The 22,877-nt window shown below is 52.2% G+C and carries 19 protein-coding genes, 3 tRNA genes and 1 pseudogene; 14 read left to right on the forward strand and 9 right to left on the reverse strand.

The window, feature by feature from the left end; translation table 11 throughout:
- The first annotated feature begins 120 nt into the window (after positions 1–120).
- The 4 genes from ACR0L3_RS05545 to ACR0L3_RS05560 all read left to right on the forward strand — a co-directional run bounded on the left by ACR0L3_RS05545 (position 121) and on the right by ACR0L3_RS05560 (position 3,766).
- Positions 121–1,122, forward strand: coding sequence for a DctP family TRAP transporter solute-binding subunit (locus ACR0L3_RS05545; RefSeq protein ID WP_480744300.1), 1,002 nt, complete (start codon positions 121–123; stop codon positions 1,120–1,122).
- 116 nt (positions 1,123–1,238) lie between these two features.
- Positions 1,239–1,916: a TRAP transporter small permease gene (locus tag ACR0L3_RS05550; RefSeq protein ID WP_480744302.1), complete on the forward strand. Its 678-nt coding sequence runs from the start codon at positions 1,239–1,241 to the stop codon at positions 1,914–1,916.
- Positions 1,916–3,292 (forward strand): TRAP transporter large permease, encoded by a 1,377-nt coding sequence (locus ACR0L3_RS05555; protein WP_480744304.1) that lies wholly within the window; start codon positions 1,916–1,918, stop codon positions 3,290–3,292. The genes ACR0L3_RS05550 and ACR0L3_RS05555 overlap by 1 nt, the downstream gene beginning before the upstream one ends.
- A gap of 162 nt (positions 3,293–3,454) precedes the next feature.
- The gene (locus ACR0L3_RS05560) at positions 3,455–3,766 is read left to right on the forward strand and encodes a DMT family transporter (RefSeq protein WP_480744305.1); all 312 of its coding nucleotides are present in this window, start codon (positions 3,455–3,457) and stop codon (positions 3,764–3,766) included.
- Positions 3,767–3,774: 8 nt separating this feature from the next.
- Here the strand turns inward: ACR0L3_RS05560 and tpiA are convergent, their stop codons facing one another.
- Entirely contained in the window at positions 3,775–4,524 is a 750-nt protein-coding gene (gene tpiA / locus ACR0L3_RS05565) for a triose-phosphate isomerase (protein ID WP_480744307.1), read from the reverse strand.
- 122 nt (positions 4,525–4,646) lie between these two features.
- On the opposite strand from tpiA, the gene ACR0L3_RS05570 reads away from it, so the two are divergent.
- Entirely contained in the window at positions 4,647–5,558 is a 912-nt protein-coding gene (locus ACR0L3_RS05570) for an isopenicillin N synthase family dioxygenase (RefSeq protein ID WP_480744309.1), read from the forward strand.
- On the opposite strand, the gene ACR0L3_RS05575 is transcribed toward ACR0L3_RS05570, so the two are convergent.
- Positions 5,555–5,920: a HesB/IscA family protein gene (locus ACR0L3_RS05575; protein ID WP_480744310.1), complete on the reverse strand. Its 366-nt coding sequence runs from the start codon at positions 5,918–5,920 to the stop codon at positions 5,555–5,557. The two genes, ACR0L3_RS05570 and ACR0L3_RS05575, sit on opposite strands and share 4 nt — an antisense overlap.
- Positions 5,921–6,097: 177 nt before the next feature.
- Between ACR0L3_RS05575 and ACR0L3_RS05580 the strand changes: the two genes are divergently transcribed.
- Positions 6,098–6,433 carry a hypothetical protein gene (locus tag ACR0L3_RS05580; RefSeq protein WP_480744312.1) on the forward strand — a complete coding sequence of 112 codons (336 nt, stop codon included), beginning with the start codon at positions 6,098–6,100 and terminating at the stop codon, positions 6,431–6,433.
- Positions 6,434–6,657: 224 nt separating this feature from the next.
- On the opposite strand, the gene ACR0L3_RS05585 is transcribed toward ACR0L3_RS05580, so the two are convergent.
- The 3 genes from ACR0L3_RS05585 to ACR0L3_RS05595 form a co-directional block, all read right to left on the reverse strand.
- Positions 6,658–7,020: an SUF system Fe-S cluster assembly protein gene (locus ACR0L3_RS05585; RefSeq protein WP_480744314.1), complete on the reverse strand. Its 363-nt coding sequence runs from the start codon at positions 7,018–7,020 to the stop codon at positions 6,658–6,660.
- Between the two features lie 98 nt (positions 7,021–7,118).
- Positions 7,119–7,397, reverse strand: coding sequence for an NfeD family protein (locus tag ACR0L3_RS05590; protein WP_480744316.1), 279 nt, complete (start codon positions 7,395–7,397; stop codon positions 7,119–7,121).
- A complete protein-coding gene (locus tag ACR0L3_RS05595) occupies positions 7,397–8,287 on the reverse strand; it encodes an SPFH domain-containing protein (protein WP_480744317.1) in 891 nt (296 codons plus the stop codon). The genes ACR0L3_RS05590 and ACR0L3_RS05595 overlap by 1 nt, the downstream gene beginning before the upstream one ends.
- 175 nt (positions 8,288–8,462) lie before the next feature.
- On the opposite strand from ACR0L3_RS05595, the gene ACR0L3_RS05600 reads away from it, so the two are divergent.
- Together ACR0L3_RS05600 and tgt are read left to right on the forward strand one after the other, a co-directional pair.
- On the forward strand, positions 8,463–9,374 hold the full coding sequence (locus ACR0L3_RS05600; RefSeq protein ID WP_480744318.1) for a nucleoside hydrolase: 912 nt from the start codon (positions 8,463–8,465) through the stop codon (positions 9,372–9,374).
- 62 nt (positions 9,375–9,436) lie between these two features.
- Positions 9,437–10,567, forward strand: coding sequence for a tRNA guanosine(34) transglycosylase Tgt (tgt, locus tag ACR0L3_RS05605; protein ID WP_480744319.1), 1,131 nt, complete (start codon positions 9,437–9,439; stop codon positions 10,565–10,567).
- Here the strand turns inward: tgt and ACR0L3_RS05610 are convergent.
- Positions 10,564–11,202 (reverse strand): hypothetical protein, encoded by a 639-nt coding sequence (locus ACR0L3_RS05610; RefSeq protein WP_480744321.1) that lies wholly within the window; start codon positions 11,200–11,202, stop codon positions 10,564–10,566. The genes tgt and ACR0L3_RS05610 overlap by 4 nt on opposite strands.
- A 567-nt stretch (positions 11,203–11,769) precedes the next feature.
- On the opposite strand from ACR0L3_RS05610, the gene lon reads away from it, so the two are divergent.
- Positions 11,770–14,178, forward strand: a complete 2,409-nt coding sequence (gene lon, locus ACR0L3_RS05615; protein WP_480744322.1) for an endopeptidase La — start codon at positions 11,770–11,772, stop codon at positions 14,176–14,178.
- A gap of 294 nt (positions 14,179–14,472) precedes the next feature.
- Positions 14,473–15,588 (forward strand): hypothetical protein, encoded by a 1,116-nt coding sequence (locus ACR0L3_RS05620; protein WP_480744324.1) that lies wholly within the window; start codon positions 14,473–14,475, stop codon positions 15,586–15,588.
- A 254-nt stretch (positions 15,589–15,842) separates the two neighbouring features.
- Here ACR0L3_RS05620 and ACR0L3_RS05625 read toward each other — a convergent pair.
- Positions 15,843–15,919 (reverse strand) — tRNA-OTHER (locus ACR0L3_RS05625).
- Between the two features lie 169 nt (positions 15,920–16,088).
- Between ACR0L3_RS05625 and ACR0L3_RS05630 the strand changes: the two are divergent.
- Positions 16,089–16,851 (forward strand): annotated as a pseudogene (locus ACR0L3_RS05630) (IS5 family transposase).
- Positions 16,852–16,873: 22 nt separating this feature from the next.
- On the opposite strand, the gene ACR0L3_RS05635 reads toward ACR0L3_RS05630, so the two are convergent.
- Positions 16,874–18,730: a M10 family metallopeptidase gene (locus tag ACR0L3_RS05635; RefSeq protein ID WP_480744326.1), complete on the reverse strand. Its 1,857-nt coding sequence runs from the start codon at positions 18,728–18,730 to the stop codon at positions 16,874–16,876.
- 514 nt (positions 18,731–19,244) lie between these two features.
- Here ACR0L3_RS05635 and ACR0L3_RS05640 point away from each other — a divergent pair.
- The 3 genes from ACR0L3_RS05640 to uvrA all read left to right on the forward strand — a co-directional run bounded on the left by ACR0L3_RS05640 (position 19,245) and on the right by uvrA (position 22,485).
- Positions 19,245–19,321 (forward strand) — tRNA-Asp (locus tag ACR0L3_RS05640).
- A gap of 51 nt (positions 19,322–19,372) precedes the next feature.
- Positions 19,373–19,449: transfer RNA gene (locus tag ACR0L3_RS05645), tRNA-Asp, on the forward strand.
- A 177-nt stretch (positions 19,450–19,626) separates the two neighbouring features.
- Entirely contained in the window at positions 19,627–22,485 is a 2,859-nt protein-coding gene (uvrA, locus tag ACR0L3_RS05650; RefSeq protein WP_480744328.1) for an excinuclease ABC subunit UvrA, read from the forward strand.
- Positions 22,486–22,498: 13 nt separating this feature from the next.
- Here the strand turns inward: uvrA and ACR0L3_RS05655 are convergent, their stop codons facing one another.
- Positions 22,499–22,822, reverse strand: coding sequence for a hypothetical protein (locus ACR0L3_RS05655; protein ID WP_480744330.1), 324 nt, complete (start codon positions 22,820–22,822; stop codon positions 22,499–22,501).
- Positions 22,823–22,877 lie beyond the last annotated feature (55 nt).

Consider the following 22,877-nt stretch of genomic DNA (forward strand, 5'->3'; position numbering starts at 1 on the left):
TGATCACTTGGGCGGCGCAACAAAACATTGAGGAGTGACCATCGATTCGGTTCACTGCGCGGCATGCGGCGTTAAACCGGCGCCGAAACGAAGATCTAGAAGTCTGGGAGGAATAGACTGATGAAACTGCTGACAACAGCTGCAACAGCGCTTGCATTGAGCGTAACCGCGACTGCAGGTATGGCGGCCTGTGATGACGGTGAAATCGTCGTGAAATTCGCGCACGTAACAAACACCGACAAACACCCAAAAGGTATCGCCGCATCGTTGCTGGAGCAGCGCGTCAATGACGAGATGCAAGGCGTGATGTGTATGGAAGTCTATCCAAACTCGACGCTTTACAACGACGACAAAGTGCTGGAGGCAATGTTGCAAGGCGACGTGCAACTTGCAGCCCCTTCGCTTTCGAAGTTTGAGAAATTCACCAAACAGTTCCGTCTCTTTGATCTGCCATTCATGTTCAAAAACATTGACGCCGTAGACGCATTTCAGGCTTCGGCAGACGGTCAGGCTATGAAAGACAGCATGCAACGTCGCGGCCTGCAGGGTCTGGAATTCTGGCACAACGGCATGAAGCAAATGTCGGCCAACACACCCTTGGTTGATCCGTCGGATGCAGATGGTTTGAAATTCCGCGTGCAGTCTTCGGACGTGCTTGTGGCGCAGATGGAAGCTATCGGTGGTAGCCCCCAGAAAATGGCGTTCTCGGAAGTGTACGGCGCGCTGCAGCAGGGCGTTGTTGATGGCCAAGAAAACACCTGGTCGAACATCTACGGCAAGAAGTTCTTTGAGGTTCAAGACGGCATTACCGAGACCAACCATGGAATCATCGATTACCTGGTTGTAACTTCGGTAGACTGGCTGGACAGCCTTGATCCGGAAGTCCGTGATCAATTCCTTACTATTCTGAGCGAAGTGACTGAGACCCGAAACAAAGAAGCCTTTGCCGTGAACGAAGCTGCCAAGGTCTCGATTACTGATGCAGGCGGTATCATCCGCGAACTGAACCCTGAACAGCGCCAAGCTTGGGTTGATGCAATGAAGCCGGTTTGGGATCAGTTCGCAGGCGACGTTGGTCAGGACAAGATCGACGCTGCTCAGGCGATCAACGCTGGGTTCTAAACCCGACTGAGGCCACGCGTCTTGGGCTGGGGAGTTATAGACGCGCAGGCCGGGCGGGCCACATCTAGGCCCGCCCGCTAACACTCTCATCACAAAAAAATTGCGGGGACAGAAAGATGTCTGGTGCGAAACCCGGCCAAGGCGGGCTGGTCGACCATATCGAAGAAACCCTGATTGCGTTGTTGCTGGGCCTTATGACGGCTGTGACCTTTGCCAACGTGATTGCACGGTTTGTATTCAACTCTAACATTCTGTGGGCGCTCGAGCTGACAGTGTTCACCTTTGGCTGGTTAGTGCTGCTAGGGGCGTCTTACGCGGTAAAAAAGCACGCACATCTAGGTGTCGACGCGATCCTGAATATGCTTGCACCGGCACCGAGGCGAATTCTGGCGCTGATCGCTGTGGCATGCTGTCTGGTGTTCTCACTACTAATGCTCAAAGGCGCTTATGACTATTGGGCCGTGTTCGCTGACTTGCCGCCCACCTCGGGCCGTTGGTTCCCCACAGGGTTCAATTTTGATGCACGCAGTCAGAGTTTCTACGAAGTTGACGACATTCCCATGGTCGCGCCACTGCGGTTCCTGGAAGAGATGATCAACTACGGAGAATCTTACGAGAAACTGCCAAAGGTCGTTCCCTACTTTGTTCTGCCTCTTTCGATGCTGCTGCTGGTAATCCGGTTTGCGCAAGTGGCTCTGCAGATCTGGCGTGGAGAAACAGACCGCCTTGTCGCAAGCCACGAAGTTGAAGACGAGATTGAAGAAGTGCGCGCTCAGCAGGGGGAGCATGACTGATGGACGTAGTACTTCTTTTTTCTATGGTCATTGGCCTGCTCTTGATCGGTGTTCCGATCGCGGTCTCATTGGGCCTTAGTTCGACCCTGTTCCTGCTAATCTATTCCGACAGTTCGCTGGCCTCGGTCGCAGGAACGCTGTTTGAGGCGTTTGAAGGGCATTTCACTCTGTTGGCGATTCCGTTCTTCATCCTTGCGTCATCCTTCATGACGACAGGTGGCGTGGCACGGCGGATCATTCGGTTCTCAATCGCCTGTGTAGGGCACCTGCCGGGTGGTCTGGCGATTGCGGGTGTCTTTGCCTGTATGCTGTTTGCGGCGTTGTCCGGGTCGTCTCCGGCGACTGTTGTGGCCATCGGTTCGATTGTCATCGCAGGGATGCGGCAGGTGGGCTATTCCAAGGAGTTCGCTGCCGGTGTGATCTGTAACGCAGGTACGCTGGGCATCCTGATCCCGCCGTCGATCGTGATGGTTGTCTATGCGGCGGCCGTTGAGGTTTCGGTCGGGCGCATGTTCCTAGCGGGTGTTATTCCTGGCCTGATGGCGGGTCTGATGCTGATGATCACCATCTACGTCATGGCCAAGGTCAAGAACCTGCCTAAAGGCGACTGGAAAGGTTGGGGGGAAATCTTCACCTCGGCGCGCGAGGCCGGTTGGGGGCTGTTCCTGATCGTCATCATTCTAGGCGGCATTTATGGCGGTATCTTTACACCGACGGAGGCCGCTGCAGTTGCCGCTGTCTACGCCTTCTTCATCGCAAGCTTCGTCTACAAGGACATGGGGCCACTGAGCACAGAAGAGGGCGCGAAGAACTTGTCGCTGATGAAAAAGCCCTATGCCCTGGTGACAGCATTCTTTCACCCCGACACCAAGCACACGCTGTTTGAGGCCGGTAAACTGACCGTGACGCTGCTGTTCGTCATCGCAAACGCGTTGATCCTGAAACACGTACTGACTGATGAGCAGGTGCCGCAGCATATCGCCAGCGCCATGCTATCCGCGGGTCTGGGTCCGGTTACGTTCCTGATCGTGGTCAACGTGATCCTACTGATCGGTGGTCAGTTCATGGAGCCGTCGGGCCTGCTGGTCATCGTGGCACCGCTGGTGTTCCCGATTGCGATCGAGCTGGGTATCGATCCGATCCATTTGGGCATCATCATGGTGGTGAACATGGAGATCGGGATGATCACGCCTCCGGTCGGTCTGAACCTGTTTGTAACCTCGGGCGTGGCGGGGATGCCGATGATGAAAGTCGTCAAGGCGGCGCTGCCGTTCCTGGCTGTGCTGTTCGTCTTCCTGATCATGGTGACGTACATACCGTGGATATCGACCTTCTTGCCCAACACCTTCATGGGGCCAGAGATCATTACGAATTAGCGAGGGTAAACTTTGCTTCTGGCCGGGCAGCGCAAACTGCCCGGCCTTTTTCTTTGCAGGCCACTTGAAGTCGTGCTTGGTACTCCCATATCGACTCTAGAGGACGACCTCCCCACAATGGGTGATCATTCGGGACGACCCGAATTTGTTCGAGGTGTCCTTATGTCCTGGATTTTCTTACTTCTCGCTGGCTTGCTGGAAATCGTTTGGGCGGTTGCCATGAAGCAGTCTGCGGGCTTCACACGGCTATGGCCGACCGCGATCATGGGCGTTTCCATGATCGGGTCTTTCGGATTACTGGCGATGGCAATGCGCACGCTGCCTTTAGGGACGGCTTATGTCATCTGGACCGGCATCGGCGCGGTAGGAGCGTTTTTGGTCGGCATCATGTTGTTGGGCGAAACGGTAAATGCCGCTCGCATCATCGCTGCGGTTCTAATCGTTACGGGTCTTGTAACGATGAAATTGGCCTGAGCTTGCGCTCAGGCCTTTTGCAAAGCGTCGATGATACCTGAAAAATCCTGCGCCTTCAGGCTAGCACCACCAACCAGTGCACCATCTACGTTTGAGACACCGAATATGTCTTCTGCATTAGAGGGTTTGACTGAGCCGCCATAAAGCAAGCGCACAGACCGGCCAACGCCTTCACCAAACCGCCGTTCGAGACGGTTACGGATGAAATCATGTACTTCACCGATTTCATTAAGTGTGGGTACTTTCCCGGTGCCAATGGCCCAGATGGGTTCGTATGCCACGATCAAGTTCTCACCAGTCGACTGATCCGGGATTGATCCTGACAATTGGCCGCCGATTATATCCAGCGTATTGGCAGCCTCACGCTGCTCCAGGCTTTCACCTACGCAGATAATTGTTTTCAACCCCGCATCCATAGCTGCACGCGCTTTGGCACGAACATCTTCGTTTTGCTCACCGTGATCTTCGCGGCGTTCGGAATGACCCAGAATGACTGCGCTCGCGCCAGCGTCGACCAGCATGTCCGCGCTGATGTCACCCGTGTGCGCGCCCGAAGTTTCTGTGTGGCAATTCTGGCCGCCAACGGTGATTTCGGTATCGCGCACGACGATTGAAGCTCGGTGCAGTAGGGTGGATGGCGGGCAGATCAATACATCAATCGATGGGGTGGGATAAGCGCGCGCCAGAGCCTCTAACTCGCTCAGCGCTGCCGTGGTTCCATTCATTTTCCAATTACCAGCCGCCAGCTTGCGCCGCATATTCCAAACTCCCAGATTGTTCCTAATTTAAGAACCGGATAACACCGTCAGTCGAATCTGACAATTGTGGTTGCTGCGTGAGTTCAGAACTCTACCTGCAGCCCGATACCCGGAAAGAGCGAATGATCGAAAACCTTGACCTTGAGAAATTGGACCAACGTGATCCAGCAGAGATGGCTAAACTGTCGCGTGCAATGAGCGAGGTTGGCTTTCTAACCGTTTCGAACACGGGTCTAAGCGGTGATCGGGTGCGTCAAGTGATTTCGGTTTACCGTGATTTCTTCCACTTACCTGCCGCACAAAAGATGCAGGTGGATATGGCTCATACCGGATCAAATCGAGGCTGGGGCGCACCGCTTTCCGAACAGGTAGATTCAGACGCGAATCCTGATTTCAAGGAAGTGTTCGATTGCGGATTTGAACTGCCTTCTAACAGTCCCTACGCAGACGCGGGCCTAAGCGTCTATGCGCCAAATCTTTGGCCTCGGACCCCACAAGAATTCCAAGAAATCATCGAGGCATATTATTCAGATGCATGTGCGGTGGCCATGCGGGTGCTTCGCGCAATAGCGGTTGCACTTGGGCAAAGGGCTGACAGCTTCAATGACGCATTCGATGCGCCGATGGCGCTTTTACGCGGCAACTACTATCCGCAGCGCCCGGATTGGGCGGGTGATCGTGATTTCGGGATAGGCGCTCATACGGATTATGGTTGTCTGACGTTGCTGGCGACCGACGGAACCGCTGGGCTTGAAGTGTGCATGCCGGATGGTAGCTGGGAGCATGTCACAGCCGAGCCTGGTCAGTTCGTCATAAACTTCGGTGAGATGCTTGAATTTTGGACCGCTGGAAGGGTCAAGGCCACGCTGCACCGGGTGATTGGAAGCTCGCAAGAGCGTTTGTCAGTGCCGCTATTCTTTAACCCGTCGTACGACACCAACGTGGCACCGCCAAATGCCGACTTTACTATCAGCGCTGGCGATCACCTGACACGTCGGTTTAACGAAACCTACGTACACTTGCAGGCATCTTAGGTTTGCGGTGAAAGTCCTTCGTCGAACTTGATCGACTCGCCGCATCCGCATGCATCGACAACATTCGGGTTGCGGAACTTGAAGCCACTTTCCAAAAGTGAGACCTCGTAATCGATTTCGGTGCCGAACAGGAACATTTGAGCCATAGGGGCGATCATAACGCGAGCGCCACCTTGTTCTACAACCTCGTCGTTCGGATCGGCTTGCTCGACATAGTCCATGGTATATTCCATACCGGCACAACCGCCTTTCTTGATGCCAATGCGCAGCCCTGCATGGCCGCCAGATTCCATCAAGCGGGCAATCTGCTCTACTGCCTTTGGCGTCATGGTCACGGCTTGTTTGCCGGGAATGCCGAACATAGTGATCTCCGTTTTCGCGTACGCTATAACTTAGTGCCGACTAGGCAAGGGCTCAAGACATAGCAGCCATTCTTACCTAACTTTTCGTCGCCTCTATAATGAAGCTTGCCTTTTGAAACAGTGTGACCTTAGCTGATCGTACGAGTTTTCTTTCGGGTCGTTAAGGGAAGAGGCAAGATGATTAATTATAAACTACCATTCAAAAACAATGCTATAGCAGTGTTTATTGTAGCGATTTCTTTCGCTGCAGGACCGGTATCGGCTGACACCGAACCCAAAAGGCACCCGGTCAATTGTGCGACCGCCGAAGGCGATTTGCGGGCGATAGCGGCGGAAAAAAAGCACGCCGAGGATCAACAAGTGGAGAGTGTGGTTTCCATTTTACCGGCAGGAGCGCTGTTGGGGTTAATAACGGGCACTGAAAACAAAAGGTTGTCTATGTTGTCAGGGGACTACGTCAAAGCACTGGATGATCGAGCTGCAGAAATCAAATCCACTTGTGGCGTTCAATAATCGTTCGGGCAAACCGAAAAAGACCGCCCTCGGGCAAGAGCGGTCTGTTATTCGAGTATTGAGTTGGACTGTTTTGGGGGACACAAGAAATTGTTCAGCCCGTGCTTAGCTATTCGGGATGCAAGTGCAAGCACGCCGGGACTATTCTCGGTCTAAGTAACGGTTTTTCTAAACCTTTGTAAAAATATAATAAATATTTTGCGACAAAGGTTTAGCTCGTAGCTTTACATAAAGCCCAGTTCCAGACGCGCTTCGTCAGACATCATTTCCATACCCCAGGGCGGTTCCCAAGTCAGTTCAACGTCAACTTCTTTAACGCCAGCTACGGGCTCGATCGCCTCAACAATCCAGCCAGGCATATCACCTGCAACGGGGCATCCTGGTGCCGTCAGCGTCATGATAACATTGACCGCGTTTTCCGCAGTAATATCAATCGTGTAGATAAGCCCAAGATCGTAGATATTTACGGGAATTTCAGGATCAAACACCGTGCGGCATGCTTCCACTACAGTGTCGTAAAGGGGATGTTCAATGCTTGAAGGCGCAATCAGCGGCGTGCCTTCAAACTGTTCACTCGGATGAGTCATTCGTGCCTCGGGTTTGTTACCTGAGCATTTATATAGGGAACACCAACGGCAGCGTCCAGAGGTGCAATGACGCCCCCAAAAAGGGGCGTCGGCATCATTCAGTCGTTGATGTCGTGTCGGAACTTTTTCACCTGACCATGTGGAAGGGCAAAGATACGCCGAAGCGTCAGCCATGCAACCAACGACAGTACCGCAAAAATAAGCAACAGGATCGGTAGCGACGGAGTGACCGCTGGAATGATCAGCAACAGTCCGGTGACGGCGGCTCCGATTGCAAAGCCTAGAAAGATAAATCCGGGTAGGACGATCTCAAGGATGCCAAGGACAAGCGCTCCGGCAAGCCATAACCACCAGGTTAGCCAGAAGGGATCAGCCATTATTTGCGTCCTTTCAGCATGTTAAAAGCGTTTCCAAAGGCTTCGAGTGCATTGGCGGGCACAACGATGGTTTGGGATCCGGTGCCGTTTCCAAGAGCATTCAGCGCTTCGACTTGTTTCAAAGCAACCTGATACTGCGCGGCTTCGATACCGTTATCCTGAATGGCTTTGGCGACCACACCGGTTGCATAGGCTTCTGCCTCGGCCTGTATGCGGCGCGCTTTTGCGGTTTGCTCAGCTGCATACAACTCGGCGTCAGCGCTTAGTTCGACCGCGCGTTTTTGACCTTCGGCCTCGGTCACCTGCGCACGACGCGCGCGCTCAGCGTTCAGCTGCTGCAACATCGCGTCTCGGGTGGCTTGGTCAAGGTTTACGTCCAGAATCTCAGCACGGGTCACTTCGATCCCCCAATCATCCACGGCGGTTTCGACGCTTTCCTGAATGCGGGTGATCAGTTGCGCACGGTTGGATTGCACTTCATCCAAGTCCATTTTACCAATTTCCGCCCGAACGATACCGGCCACAGTTGTAGCAATCGCTCCGTCTACGTCACGGATACGGTACACGGTCTTTTCGGGTTCAAGGATGCGGTAAAACACTGAGGTGTCGATTTGCACCAAAACGTTGTCTTTCGTGATCGCGTCCTGCGTTGCGTTCGGCAATTGGCGTTCAAGAATGGATATCTTGTGGCGTGCAACATCCAGAAAAGGAACGATAAAGTTAATACCGGGGCCAAGCACAGAGTGAAGGCGCCCAAACCGTTCGACCACATACTTTTCGGATTGAGGTACGATTTTGATACCCTTGAAGATGACGGTGATAATCAAAACTGCCGCCAGCACGTAGATAATGTTCGACGTCAGCAATCCAATAATCTGGTCTTCGGTCATATCTGTCCTCTTTTATTGTGTACGATGGTATACATGTGGGGGTTGAGTCCGCAAATTTCAACTCTGGTATGAAGGGGTTGGGCGCGGAAGCAAATCTTATAAGAGCCAGTTAAGCAGCAGAATATTCGGATTGTGACCGCTTTGCATCCCGATATGTTTGAGATATCGGATCGGTATGAAACTTATTATCGACACTGATCCCGGCATCGACGATGCCATGGCCATTTCCTACGCATTCGCTGCGCCCGAGATCGACTTGATTGGTCTAACAACAGTTTTTGGAAACACGCATGTGCATCAGTCCAGCCGCAATGCTAGATTTTTGCTGAACAAGCTTGGGTCGGATGTTCCGGTGGCCGAAGGTGCCGCGTACGCTTTTGGGCAGGAAGCGCACTCTCCGTCCAAACATGTGCACGGCTCGGAAGGCTTTGGTGATATCACCAGCATACCCGAGGTCGGGGTAAATCACCCGATGTCAGCCGCTGAATTCCTGGTTGATATGGCACGCCTGCATAAAAATGAGTTGGTTGTTTGCGCAGTTGGTCCGTTGACCAATATTGCCGAAGCGATGCGGTTGGACCCAGCCTTTGCATCCAACATCAAACGTTTGGTGATCATGGGAGGCGCGGTTTACCGTCCGGGCAATGTCACACCCCATGCCGAGGCAAACATCTATCACGATGCAAAGGCGGCTGATGAAGTCTTCGCAGCTCCACCTGAAACTGTGCTGGTGGGTTTGGATGTGACACTCAAAACCCTTTATCGAACAGCGGACTTCGAACAGTTGGCCAAGCGATCGCTAAACATGGGCGGGTTTTTGCGGGATATCTCTCGGTTCTACCTGCAGTTTTACAAAGACGTTGGTGGGCTTGAAGGCTGTGGTCTTCATGATTCAACAGCCGTGATTGCCTGCACGCATGAACCCATGTTTGAGACGGTAAAAACCGGTCTAGCGGTAGTGACCGAAGGCGCGGAAATCGGCGCAACGCGTCCTGATCCATCTCGGCCACCCATCAGTGTCTGTCGGGACGTAGACGGGGCAGGGGTCGTGCACCTGTTTACCGAGCGCGTTGCCTCGCTGCCCTGACGGGTTGCATTGGTTGGACAGATCGGGCACATGCACCCGGTTCAGCGACCCCGAGGCGACACATGACCGAGCGTTTTTCATTTGAACTGCAAGCAACCGATGGCAAGGCCAGGACTGGTGTGATCCATACCCCGCGTGGCGAAGTGCGCACTCCGGCGTTTATGCCAGTAGGGACTGCGGCAACGGTGAAAGCAATGATGCCGGAAAGTGTTCGCGCAACCGGGGCAGACATTCTGTTGGGCAACACGTACCACCTGATGCTGCGCCCCACAGCTGAACGCATCGACCGTCTGGGTGGGCTTCACAAATTCATGAATTGGGAACGACCCATTCTGACGGATTCGGGTGGATTTCAGGTCATGTCACTTGCTGGGTTGCGCAAGCTCACCGAAAAGGGAGTGACGTTCAAATCGCATGTGGACGGTTCCAAACACGAACTGTCACCTGAACGGTCGATGGAGATCCAACGCCTACTGGGGTCAGACATTGTAATGTGTTTCGACGAATGCCCAGCTTTACCCGCCGACCGGGACCGCATCGCCGAATCCATGCGACTGTCGATGCGGTGGGCGGACCGATCGCGTGAAGCTTTTGGGGATCGGCCGGGTCACGCATTGTTTGGCATCATGCAAGGTGGGTTGGAAAAAGACCTTCGCGAAGAAAGCGCCGAGGCGCTAAAGGCAATCGGTTTCGAGGGATATGCGGTTGGTGGTCTTGCCGTGGGCGAGGGACAGGAGGCCATGTTCGACTGCCTCGACTATGCACCTGACTACCTTCCAACGGACAAGCCGCGCTATCTTATGGGAGTCGGCAAACCCGACGACATTGTTGGCGCTGTCGCGCGTGGGATTGACATGATGGACTGTGTTTTGCCCTCGCGGTCAGGTCGTACAGGGCAGGTGTTCACGCGTTACGGTGTCGTGAACATCAAAAACGCGCGCCATGCGGATGATCCGCGCCCCCTCGACGAAAACTGTTCTTGCCCCGCGTGCTCAAACTATTCGCGGGCCTATCTGCACCATGTGTTCCGGTCCAACGAGATGATCTCGGGCATGCTGCTGACCTGGCACAACCTGCATTACTTCCAAGAGATCATGCAGGGCATGCGGGATGCTATCACCGCTGGGACGTTTGAGGCATGGCAGGCAGAGTTCCATGCACAACGCGCGCAGGGCGATATAGAACCACTTTAGCCGCGCAGCATTTGGCGCCCTTGGAGAGAGCCGTCACGACGCCCGGAAAAACGGCGTTTCATGCTGTAAATTGTGTCGCGAAAGTCGTTGGATAAGTAGAGAAACAGTCGTTTCCCAAGGGGAACATCCACCAGTTGACGCGAATAATCCACCCGACACTTTTTCCCATTTGGTGTAATTTTAACTTCGATAATTTGGTTTGGGTCCGAGCACCCTTGCAGAGAGCGAGTGCTAAAACGAAACTCAGTAAAAGGCACTGCGTATTCGACGAAGACTTCTTGCGTCATATTTTCAAGATCTCCGCGTCGAGGGAGCGTCATGACAAAGCTTGCGTCACTGCCAATTGGCGAAGGCAGGAATTGTGTATTCGCCCAATAGTACTGGCCCGGTTTGTCAGGGTTCGGGAAGAATGCGTTCCAGATGTCTTCAGGGTCACCGGTTAAGCGAAAAGTCTTTGTGCGCTTTTTCATGTCTTTCTTCATTACGCCACCGAACCAGGAACCGTAGACAGCCAGATAAATTAGGATGCTCAAGGCCGCTAACACGACACAATCAACCCATCCCGGCAACGTTTCTGGCGGTAGGAAAGCGCGAACGGGCGCAATAACCAGCATCAATAAAATCAAAGACACCAACCAAACTTCCATCAAAGGAAGCATGAAAGTTGCAAAAAGCGAAAATACAATAAGGGGAGCGCCGACACAGATTGCGATGGTGAGTGCAAATGCAACTGGCGCAAGTGGCCCCCTTACGTCTTCCGGCCAATCTGCGTAACCCAGCAAAAAACTTAGCAAAAGAAACACTGACAGTAGCAGGCTGCAAAGAATGAACCGGCGGTACTGTAAGAAAATGCGGGTTAGCATGGTCAACTCAGTTTAAATGAAAACTCTTTGCGACAAGCAACTAATGGTTGATCTGGGGCGCAACATGACGTGTTTGTGGTTAAAATTTGATGATACTTGAAAAACTGCTGGAGCTTTGCGTTGCCGCGTATGTAAGCGCGTGGTTTTTCCAGAAAATTGCGATGGCGTGTAGTTTGTCGCCTTGCCCTTGTCGAACACAACCGTCATTCTGACTCTTGATACATGGCGGTAAGGTTGAAAAAGGGCGATGAGGCCCCACCTTTATCGTCCAAGACAGGAGATGGCCGAGCGTTGCCTGAACAGGGACCGGAGCCATCTTGCCAACGATAAGGATTGAGCATGCAAGAGCCTCTGAATTCCTCGTACCCCGTACTTCCGCTTCGCGATATCGTGGTGTTCCCACATATGATCGTGCCGCTGTTCGTGGGTCGGGAAAAATCCGTCCGCGCACTTGAAGAAGTGATGCAAGACGACAAGCAGATTTTGCTATCCAGCCAGATTGATCCGGGTGACGATGACCCGGCCGAAGACGGAATTTACCGCTCCGGTGTTCTGGCAAACGTTCTGCAATTGCTGAAGCTGCCCGACGGCACTGTTAAGGTGCTGGTCGAAGGCCAAGCCCGTGTGCAAATCACCGAATTTCTTGAAAACGAAGAGTTTTTCGAGGCGCGCGCCGAATACCTAACGGAAATTCCGGGTGACGTCACCACGACCGAAGCGCTGCTGCGTACCGTCGCGGATGAGTTCGAGCGCTATGCCAAGGTGCGTAAGAACATTCCCGAAGAAGCTTTGACTGCTGTGGGTGAAACCACTGAACCTGCCAAGCTGGCAGACCTCGTTTCGGGCCATCTGGGCATTGAGGTAGAGCAAAAGCAGGAGCTGCTTGAGACACTCTCGGTCAGCGAGCGGCTTGAGAAAGTCTATGGCCTGATGCAGGGCGAAATGTCGGTTCTGCAGGTCGAGAAAAAGATCAAGACCCGCGTCAAATCCCAAATGGAGAAGACGCAGCGCGAGTATTATCTGAATGAGCAGATGAAAGCGATTCAGAAGGAACTCGGCGATGGTGAGGACGGCTCGAATGAGGTCGCCGAACTGGAAGCAAAAATCGCTGAGACCAAGCTGTCAAAAGAGGCGCGCGAAAAGGCGGAAGGTGAGCTGAAGAAGCTCAAGAACATGTCGCCCATGTCGGCAGAAGCAACCGTTGTGCGCAACTATTTGGACTGGATCCTGTCACTGCCGTGGGGCACCAAATCCCGCGTCAAAAAGGATCTGGGTCGTGCGCAGGATATTCTGGATGCCGATCACTACGGTCTTGAGAAAGTTAAAGAGCGGATCGTCGAATATCTGGCTGTTCAACAGCGCTCGAAAAAGCTGAAAGGCCCAATCCTCTGCCTTGTCGGCCCTCCGGGTGTGGGTAAAACCTCGCTGGGTAAATCTGTTGCAAAAGCCACGGGACGCGAATTCATTCGCATCTCGCTGGGTGGGGTGCGTGACGAATCTGAGATTCGCGGTCACCGTCGGACCTATATTGGTTCGATGCCTGGTAAGATTATCCAAGCGCTGAAAAAGGCGAAGACCACGAACCCGCTCATCCTACTAGATGAGATCGACAAGATGGGGCAGGACTTCCGTGGCGATCCAGCCTCGGCCATGCTGGAAGTGTTGGACCCGGAACAAAACAACACGTTCATGGACCACTACCTTGAGGTCGAATATGACCTGTCCAACGTGATGTTCCTGACCACCTCGAACAGCTACAACATGCCTGGGCCTCTACTGGATCGGATGGAGATCATCCCGCTGGCCGGTTACACCGAAGAGGAAAAGAGTGAGATCGCCAAGCAGCATCTTATTAGCAAGCAAGTCAAGAACCATGGTCTGAAGGCCAAGGAATTTGAGCTGACCGACGAGGCGCTGCAAAAGATGATCCGTACCTACACCCGTGAAGCGGGTGTGCGGAGTCTTGAACGCGAAATTGCCAAAGTGGCGCGTAAATCGCTGACAAAGATCATCAAAAAAGAGGCGGAGTCGGTCACGGTGACGCCGGACAATTTGGATGACTTCCTAGGTGTGCCGAAGTACCGGTACGGCCTTGCAGAACAGGATGATCAAGTGGGTGTTGTCACTGGTCTGGCCTGGACGTCTGTGGGTGGCGACTTGTTGCATATCGAGGCTCTAAAGTTGCCCGGCAAAGGGCGGATGAAAACCACCGGTAAGCTGGGCGACGTGATGAAAGAATCCATCGATGCGGCCTCGTCTTATGTGCGGTCAATTTCGCCTAAAATCGGGGTGAAGCCACCGAAGTTTGACAAGCTGGACATACACGTTCACGTGCCCGATGGCGCGACGCCTAAAGATGGCCCTTCGGCAGGTCTTGCGATGGTGACTTCGATTGTCTCAGTCCTGACCGGTATTCCTGTGCGTAAGGATATTGCGATGACGGGCGAGGTATCGTTGCGTGGCAACGCAATGCCGATAGGCGGGCTCAAAGAGAAGCTGCTCGCGGCACTTCGGGGTGGAATCAAAACGGTTCTTATTCCTGAAGAAAACGAGAAAGACCTGGCTGAAATTCCCGATAACGTGAAAAAAGGTTTGGAGATCATACCAGTCAAACACGTTTCGGAAGTTCTGGAACATTCCCTCGTTCGCAAGCCAGAGCCCATAGAGTGGGACGAAGCTGCCGAAGAAGCAGCGGCGGCTGCCGCAAAGACTTCGGACGCAACTGTGCCAACTGCAACGGCGCATTGATGAAAATAGAACAAGTAAAGGCGAGGCATATGCCTCGCCTTTACTTGTGAGTAGGGACAACGCGGCACTCCACAGCTTCCTTTTCAAATTTTTATTTACCGCCAATGTTTCTTGCGAAGAACCGCCAGTTTTAGTACTCGACTAGCTAACTGAGCGGTCGCGGATATCGTATGGCTTGGGTTTGGCTAAAATCCTTGTTTGTGCTGCATTCTCAAACTGTCTGAGTTTATTTAAGAAAAGCGGAAGCGAGCAAATTACAGCTTGATCGCTAAAAGAATAAGATTGGGGCGAGTTATGAAACTCACACTTCATATTGGGATGCCAAAAGCGGGATCAACGTCAATTCAGCATAGTTTGCATAAGGCCAGAAAAAAGATTCTCAAATATGGATGTTTGTATCCTGATACGCTTTACATTCACGCTCGACATCATTGGTTGCAGCCGTTGGTTTATACCGACCCAAACCGCTCACCTTCTGTTGTGGCGCGCATGGGGTTCAGTAACGAAGAAGCAAAAAGGCAGGCCTTGGAAGAATGGGATTTTTTTCAGAAACAGCTTGAACCCAACCGCCCAGATCATTTGATTTTGAGCAGCGAGGTACTTTTTGCAAAGTACTCTGAGGAAGAAATTGCAAGAGCTAAGAAATTTCTACCGACGCTAACAGATGACATACAAGTATTAGCCTATGTGCGAAGCCCGGTGAAACGGTATATTTCAATGGTACAGCAAGGCCTCAAGTCGAGTTCCAATATAGCCCAACCGGGTGGTACGCACACTGCGAAAGTTTTGGAATCATATCGCAGCATTTATGGTCGGGATGTTCAGACTCGGATATTTGAAAAGTCCAAACTCTCGAAACAAGACGTTGTTGCTGATTTTTTGGAGTGGGCGAACCTCCCTATTCCATACGAAAAATTGCGGAAAATGCAAAGCAATGAGAGTGTATCGGCCGAAGGTATGGCGATCTTGCAAGAACTCTCACCGCCTGTGGGACCGAAGAACATGGACGAGCTCATGTTGAAACGATTAAGGTTCCGAGCGGTCCTTCTTGCAGACCAAGAAATTGAATCACCAACGAAACCAGAACTTAAGGCAGAGATCGCTGACTATATTACGGCACAGTGTTCCGAGTTGCCTTTGCTTCGTGACAGATACGGCATTGAGTTTGATGACATCGACTACAGCCTTGTTCAGGAAAAGCCCGAGCGCACACTGAAGGTCACGAAAATCGACCAATTGTGCTCTTACAATCAGGAACGCAAAGAAGCTGTATTAGAAAAAGCTCATGAGAATTTGGTAAAAATGATCAAACGAGCAGAGAGAAAGAACAAGCACGACGATACGGGTGGCGCTGAGAAGAATGGGATTCTCGTTAGCATTAAGGAGCTATTTTCTTCAAGTTCTTCGTGAGTACGTTTTTCTTTTAATTGCAAGTTTTCACTTTTACTCACCGAAAATGCAAAAAAGCACATAAAAAGATTGCGTTTTCTCTGGGCGCGCTAAATGGCCGCATGTTCTTTGTCAGTAGTCCTTGGTGGCCGCTTTCACTCAAATTCCGGTAACGAGCCCCATTAAATTTTTGACAGTATTGAGGCCTAAAGTTGTGAGCATCACAACTAAAGTTTTTAACGGAGTTTGAATTAAGTGAAAACCAGAATGCTGGCTGGTGGGTGGTAGCGAAGTTGAACCACTGACCTGTTCAATTTGAAAGTAGAGCGCCTTAGCGGTGGGCTAACTACCCCATCGGTAGCTAACTAAATCTCCAAAATTCACCCTGAAAGGATCTGCTGGCTCCCACCAAATCTGAAAAAACATGGGTTGAAAAAATCTGTAGTTTCGCGTTGTGGGCTCAGGACCCATTGAATTCCGCCGAGCCGCGTGATGCATCGAACGCAAAACAAGCAGTGAACATGTCAAACCTTTTCTCGCTGAGCGACGAGCAGACGGCCCGTCTGGAACCCTTCTTCCCGGAGTCCCACGGAAAGCCTCGCGTTCACGACCGATGAGTCTTGAGTGCAATTTTTTTCATCAACCGCAACGGTTTGCGATTGCGCAATGCCCTCAAGGAATAGGGCCACATAAGACGCTCTACACTCGTTGGAAGCAGTGGAGTGACAAGGGCATCTTTGCGCAGATGTTGATTGGTTTGGCCGCTGATCATGGTGAAGAGAAGACGGTCATGATCGACGCAATTTATCTCAAAGTCCATCGCACGGCGTCTAGCCTTGCGGTGAAATAGAGGTGGGGGGGCGTGACCGCCTGATCGGTCGAACCAAGGGCGGCATGGACACCAACTTGGACGCCATCTGCGACAGCCAAGGACGTCCACTGAACCTCTTTATGACTGCTGGTCAGGTCAGTGATTACATCGGCGCGCGGGCTATCGTAGGCAGCCTGCCAAAGTTGGGTTGGCTGCTCGGCGACCGCAGTTACGACGCGGGTTGGTTCAGAGAATCGTTGAATAACTGGGGGTTACGCGCCTGCATTCCAAACATGAAGCAACGAAATACCACCGTCTGATACGATAAGCGACATTACAAACGACGTAACCGCATTGAGATCATGTTCGGAAGACTGAAAGAAAGGTGGCGCGTCGCAATCCGATATGACAGATACCCAAAGGCCTTCATATCGCCAATCGCGATGGCAACACTCGTCATTTACTTGCTATGAGTCCCGAGCCTAGCTGTCTGGCTCAAAGAATGAAGTCATCTGCAGTCAGATTGTGCAATCCTTTAAGGTAAATGATCATCTCAGGATCTTTCTCAGCATCGGTATCCACGTAAACCAGCGTATGGTCATTTGAGCTGCCCGGCTTGTTCTTTTTGACGAAATAAATCTCGCCTTCTTCAGAACTCCCAGCGCGTGTTTTACCGTTGAACGTAAAAACATCATCAGTTTCCAACACTGTGCTGGCGTCGATTGCGCTTAAGTCGATTTGGTCCTCACCCCTAGTAAAGTCTTTGATAACATCAGATTTCGACGATTTGGCTTTGCTTTCACCGACAGCAAGAAAGACAAAAACATCAGAGCCAGCGCCTCCAGACATAATGTCGTTTCCAAAACCACCGATCAGGGTGTCGTCGTCCAGCCCACCTTTAAGAATGTCTTTACCACTGGAACCAAGCAACTGGTCGTCACCAATTCCACCATCGAGGATATCTTTACCTGCACCACCATTGAGCACGTCATTTCCAGAACCACCGATTAGCTTGTTTTCAGCTGAACTTCCGTTGATTTTATCATTCGCACTGGATCCAAATACATTCTCGATACTGATTATCGTGTCTGTTCCATATCCGGTGTTTTGCGCAGAGTTGTGCGACAGGTCGATCGTTGCCTGTAAGGTGCCGACAATTTTCAACCAATCAGAACCAGATCCGCCATGAACGACATCGTTGCCATCGTTGCCTGTAAATATGATGGTGTCGCTGTTCTTTCCACCTAAAATAGTGTCATTTCCGGTTCCACCGTTCAGCGTATCTTTGCCTTTATGGCCGAATAACCTGTCGTCGCCCCCTTGGCCTTGGACCGTGTCGTTACCTCGCTTCCCATTTAGGATGTTGTCCGCTTCGTTCCCATAGATGCGATCATTTCCTTTTCCACCAATGGCGTTTTCTATTACGACACCATTTGCGATCGTGAAGCCGCCGCGAATACCGGCCACAAAACTCGGCGAGCCGCCCGCATTGCTTCCTTCCAGGTCGGCATCGTTTAGGTTGATCCTAACTTTTTTGTTGTGTCCGTCTGCCGTGATTGTGTCGTTACCACCGGTGTCCCAGATTGATTGCCACTTCGTACCTTTGCCGTTCTTGTCTGGCAGCTTGTAAGTGCTGTTGCCTATGTTGTTTTCTGCGGCGCCGTAAATTGCTTGCAGCGCCGCAATATCCAACGCCATTGGACCTGCAACGTCACCGTATTTTAATGACTTAACAGGCAGTTTTGAGGCGTAGCCCGCGTTGTAGGACATAATAGTGAAAATGGCCTGGTTTTGCCCATCAGTGCCGAAATCGTTGACCGAAGAGCTTACGCCGGGAAAAATTGAAGATCCGCCACCTCTATCATGGGGGTGTGCCAGCCCGAGTCCGTGAAGGATTTCATGCACAATAATTGCAAAGCCTTGCCCACCTTTTTTTACAGCGTCTTTGCTAAAAAAGGATGAGTTATAGGCAAAAGCCCCAGACAGTGCGTTGGATCCAAATTGTTTAAAGAATGGTTCGTCACCGGGGATTTGGTGAAAGCCGAGGCCACCCAACGATCTTTGGGATTCAAGCCCGTAGGTGAGATCAACCTGATTAATTTTTCGGTCTTCGGTTAAAAAGCTTCTTTGCTGAAATTCAACAGGTATGAAGGTTTCGATCAGAGCAAAAGCCTTTCGAATCGCATCTTTCAAGTATCCGGGAAACTTCCGTTCGCCCAAGGTTCCGTTGTCGAACGAATAGGTGATTACGCCGTCGCTAGAACTAACATCCCAAGAGTTGCCCCAGATCAGACTGTCTACATAAACATACCCTGTCGGATCGTTCCCCGGAGAAGACACCGCTGTCGCCATAATAGTTTGCCCCCTTAACTCAAAGTACCGTTCAATCAAAAATAATGTTTTAGTCAGTTACCCCGTATTTTCGCGCTGAGAGGCGAAGAAACTTTGCCTACAAGTCGATGCACTTACGTCAGTCATCCGAAGTTATGACTGAAAAACACGTGCGGCGCTCCACTTTGAGCCATTGCGTATTTGTGCTAACGATGTGCAGTTTTGTTGCGAATTGTGGTTGTAATGCAGTAGTTTAAGTTACTTCATTTAGCTTTTGGCAAGTCCCAACGCAAATCGGGTTTTTCTCAGACAGCCTTTCAGATCACCAGCATACAGCGTTTTCTTTGGCCTGTCATCGGCATGTAAGTTGATCCTAAAGGCGTAAATCTCTTGGCATAGTTTTGTCGGCTCAATTGCTCGTTCGAACCGGCGGCATGGAAAGTTCTAGGATTCTCAAAAAACTTCAAAACGCCGCTTGACGCTGCCCGACCATAGCCATAATACACCCCAACGTTCAGCAACGAACGGGTAGCGGGCGGTTGTAGCTCAGTTGGTTAGAGTACCGGCCTGTCACGCCGGGGGTCGCGGGTTCGAGCCCCGTCAACCGCGCCATCGCTGCCAGCCTTTGGTCCGGGCAAATGGATCAGACATAGACCCTAATGCGCGGTTGTAGCTCAGTTGGTTAGAGTACCGGCCTGTCACGCCGGGGGTCGCGGGTTCGAGCCCCGTCAACCGCGCCATTTCCCTTAGAAACGATGAATTCCTCTCCCCTTTACTGGGGATGGTCCTCGGGTCGGGGTTTTTGTGTCAGGAGATGTCGGCAATAATCCGAAAGTTCATACTTTGTTCTAACTTTTCTGTTGGAGACTCGGTGCCGCTCGCCTATTTCTAAGACACTTAAGTGTTGGGGGCCGAAAATGGCTGAGCTGAAGAATATCGAGGTGCGCGGCGCGCGCGAGCATAACCTCAAGGGTATCGACGTGGACATCCCGCGCGATCAACTGGTGGTTATCACTGGTTTGTCGGGTTCCGGCAAGTCGTCTCTGGCATTTGACACGATCTATGCCGAAGGTCAGCGTCGCTATGTCGAAAGCTTGTCGGCCTATGCGCGTCAGTTCCTTGACATGATGGAGAAGCCCGATGTCGATCACATCAGCGGTTTGTCCCCGGCTATCTCCATCGAGCAGAAAACTACATCGAAGAATCCGCGCTCAACCGTAGGAACGGTCACCGAAATCTACGACTATCTGCGCCTTCTTTTTGCCCGCGCAGGCACGCCATTTAGCCCCGCAACTGGTTTGCCGATCGAGGCGCAGCAGGTGCAGGATATGGTCGATCGGATTATGGCGATGGAAGAGGGCACGCGCGGCTATCTGTTGGCACCCATCGTGCGCGATCGGAAAGGTGAGTACAAAAAAGAGTTCCTAGAACTGCGCAAGCAGGGCTTTCAGCGCGTAAAGGTTGATGGGGAGTTCTATGAGCTCGACGAACCGCCGACATTGGACAAGAAATTCCGTCACGACATCGACGTCGTGGTCGACCGTCTGGTCGTTCGTGAGGGGATGGAGACGCGGCTGGCCGACAGCTTGCGCACTGCACTGGACTTGGCAGACGGAATTGCAGTTCTGGAAACCGCGCCGCGTGAGGGTGACGCAGAGCGGATTACGTTCAGCGAAAACTTTGCCTGTCCTGTCAGCGGCTTCACTATCCCTGAAATCGAACCGCGCCTGTTTTCGTTCAACGCACCCTTCGGTGCTTGCCCGGATTGTGACGGGCTGGGTGTTGAGCTATTCTTTGACGAACGGCTCGTGGTGCCAGACCAAACGTTGAAACTATACGATGGTGCTCTGGCCCCGTGGCGCAAAGGTAAGTCTCCGTATTTCCTGCAGACCATTGAGGCTATCGCGCGACACTATGAGTTTGACAAGAACACGCCGTGGAAAGATCTTCCCGAAAAGGTGCAGCAAGTATTCCTGCGCGGGTCAGGCGACGAGGAAATCCAGTTCCGCTATGACGAAGGTGGACGGGTTTACCAGGTTACCCGTAGCTTTGAGGGGGTAATTCCCAACATGGAGCGCCGCTATCGCGAAACTGACAGCAACTGGATTCGCGAGGAATTTGAACGGTATCAAAACAACCGTCCCTGTGGTTCGTGCCATGGTTACCGCCTGCGTCCCGAAGCGCTGGCCGTAAAGATCGCCGGTCTGCACGTAGGGCAGGTGGTTCAGATGTCGATCAAAGAAGCTTTGGCGTGGGTCGAAGATGCACCAAACCATCTGAGCGCTCAGAAGAATGAAATTGCCCGCGCTATTCTAAAGGAGATTCGCGAGCGCCTTGGTTTCCTGAATAATGTGGGTTTGGAATATCTTACGTTATCCCGTTCAAGCGGCACGCTGTCGGGCGGAGAAAGTCAGCGCATTCGACTGGCAAGTCAGATCGGCTCGGGTCTTACAGGGGTTCTTTACGTCTTGGACGAACCCTCCATAGGTCTGCACCAGCGCGACAATGATCGCTTGCTGGGAACTCTCAAAAACCTTCGCGATCAGGGCAACACGGTTATCGTAGTTGAACATGACGAAGAAGCAATCCGTGAAGCGGATTATGTGTTTGATATCGGTCCCGGTGCCGGTGTTCACGGAGGGCAGGTTGTAAGCGAAGGCACACCAGATCAGATTGCGGCTGATGCCGCGTCAATGACGGGACAATATCTTGCCGGCACTCGGGAGATTTCAGTGCCTTCTGAGCGGCGTAAGGGGAACAAAAAGAAAGTCTCAGTTGTAAAAGCAACCGGGAACAACCTTAAAAACGTTACAGCCGATTTCCCGCTGGGCAAGTTTGTCTGTGTGACCGGGGTTTCAGGTGGTGGTAAATCCACGCTTACGATTGAGACGCTGTTCAAGACGGCCTCGATGAGATTGAACGGCGCGCGCCAGACTCCGGCGCCTTGTGAGACGATCAAAGGGTTGGAGCATTTAGACAAAGTTATCGACATTGACCAACGTCCAATCGGACGAACTCCGCGTTCAAATCCAGCGACTTACACCGGAGCCTTCACGCCGATCCGCGATTGGTTTGCCGGTTTGCCCGAAGCCAAAGCGCGCGGATACAAGCCGGGGCGCTTCAGCTTTAACGTCAAGGGCGGGCGATGTGAGGCCTGTCAGGGCGACGGTGTCATCAAGATCGAAATGCACTTCCTGCCCGACGTTTATGTGACCTGTGAAACTTGCAAGGGTGCGCGTTACAATCGCGAAACGCTCGAAATCAAGTTCAAGGGTAAATCCATCGCCGACGTGCTTGATATGACAGTGGAAGACGCGCAAGAGTTCTTTAAGGCCGTGCCGTCAATCCGGGATAAGATGGATGCACTGGCGAGGGTTGGCCTCGGTTATATCAAGGTCGGTCAACAGGCGACGACGCTTTCTGGCGGTGAAGCTCAGCGGGTCAAACTGTCAAAGGAACTGTCCAAACGTTCGACTGGGCGAACACTATATATTCTGGATGAGCCTACCACTGGGCTTCATTTCGAAGACGTTCGTAAGCTGTTGGAAGTACTGCACGAGTTGGTCGATCAGGGAAATACGGTTGTGGTCATCGAGCACAATCTGGACGTCGTTAAAACAGCAGATCACATCATTGATATTGGCCCCGAAGGCGGCGACGGCGGTGGTGAAATCGTGGCGACTGGGACGCCAGAGGACGTAGCAGCGGTCGAGCGCAGCCATACTGGACGCTATCTTAAGCAGATGCTGGAAGGAACACGGGTCGCCGCAGAGTGATACGTGCTCACCCTTAGTTGAGGATGTCAGCCACGGCACCAATCAGGTTAAGCACTTTCCGGGTGTCTGGGTCGACGCGGTAAACATAGTCACCTGCACGAACATACGAGTATTTTCGGTTCAGACCATAGCGATACGGATCATTAATCCAGCGGTAGTCATTGTAGATGAAATCACCGTTTCCGTAGATTTTCTTTGCTTGTCCTGGCGGTACACAAGGCACAGACTTTTTGGCCAATCCCGGCGGGCAATGTCCTGATTTGTTTTTGGCCATCGTCGCAGCAGGGACTAACGCCAACGCCATGATGGTGGCTGTCGTCATCAAAGTTTTTGTCATTCTGCAGTCCTTTGCGATTTGGCGGAAGTGAACCCGTCACAGCTCATAAATGGCT

It is taken from the genome of Ruegeria sp. CK1, from assembly GCF_056536545.1.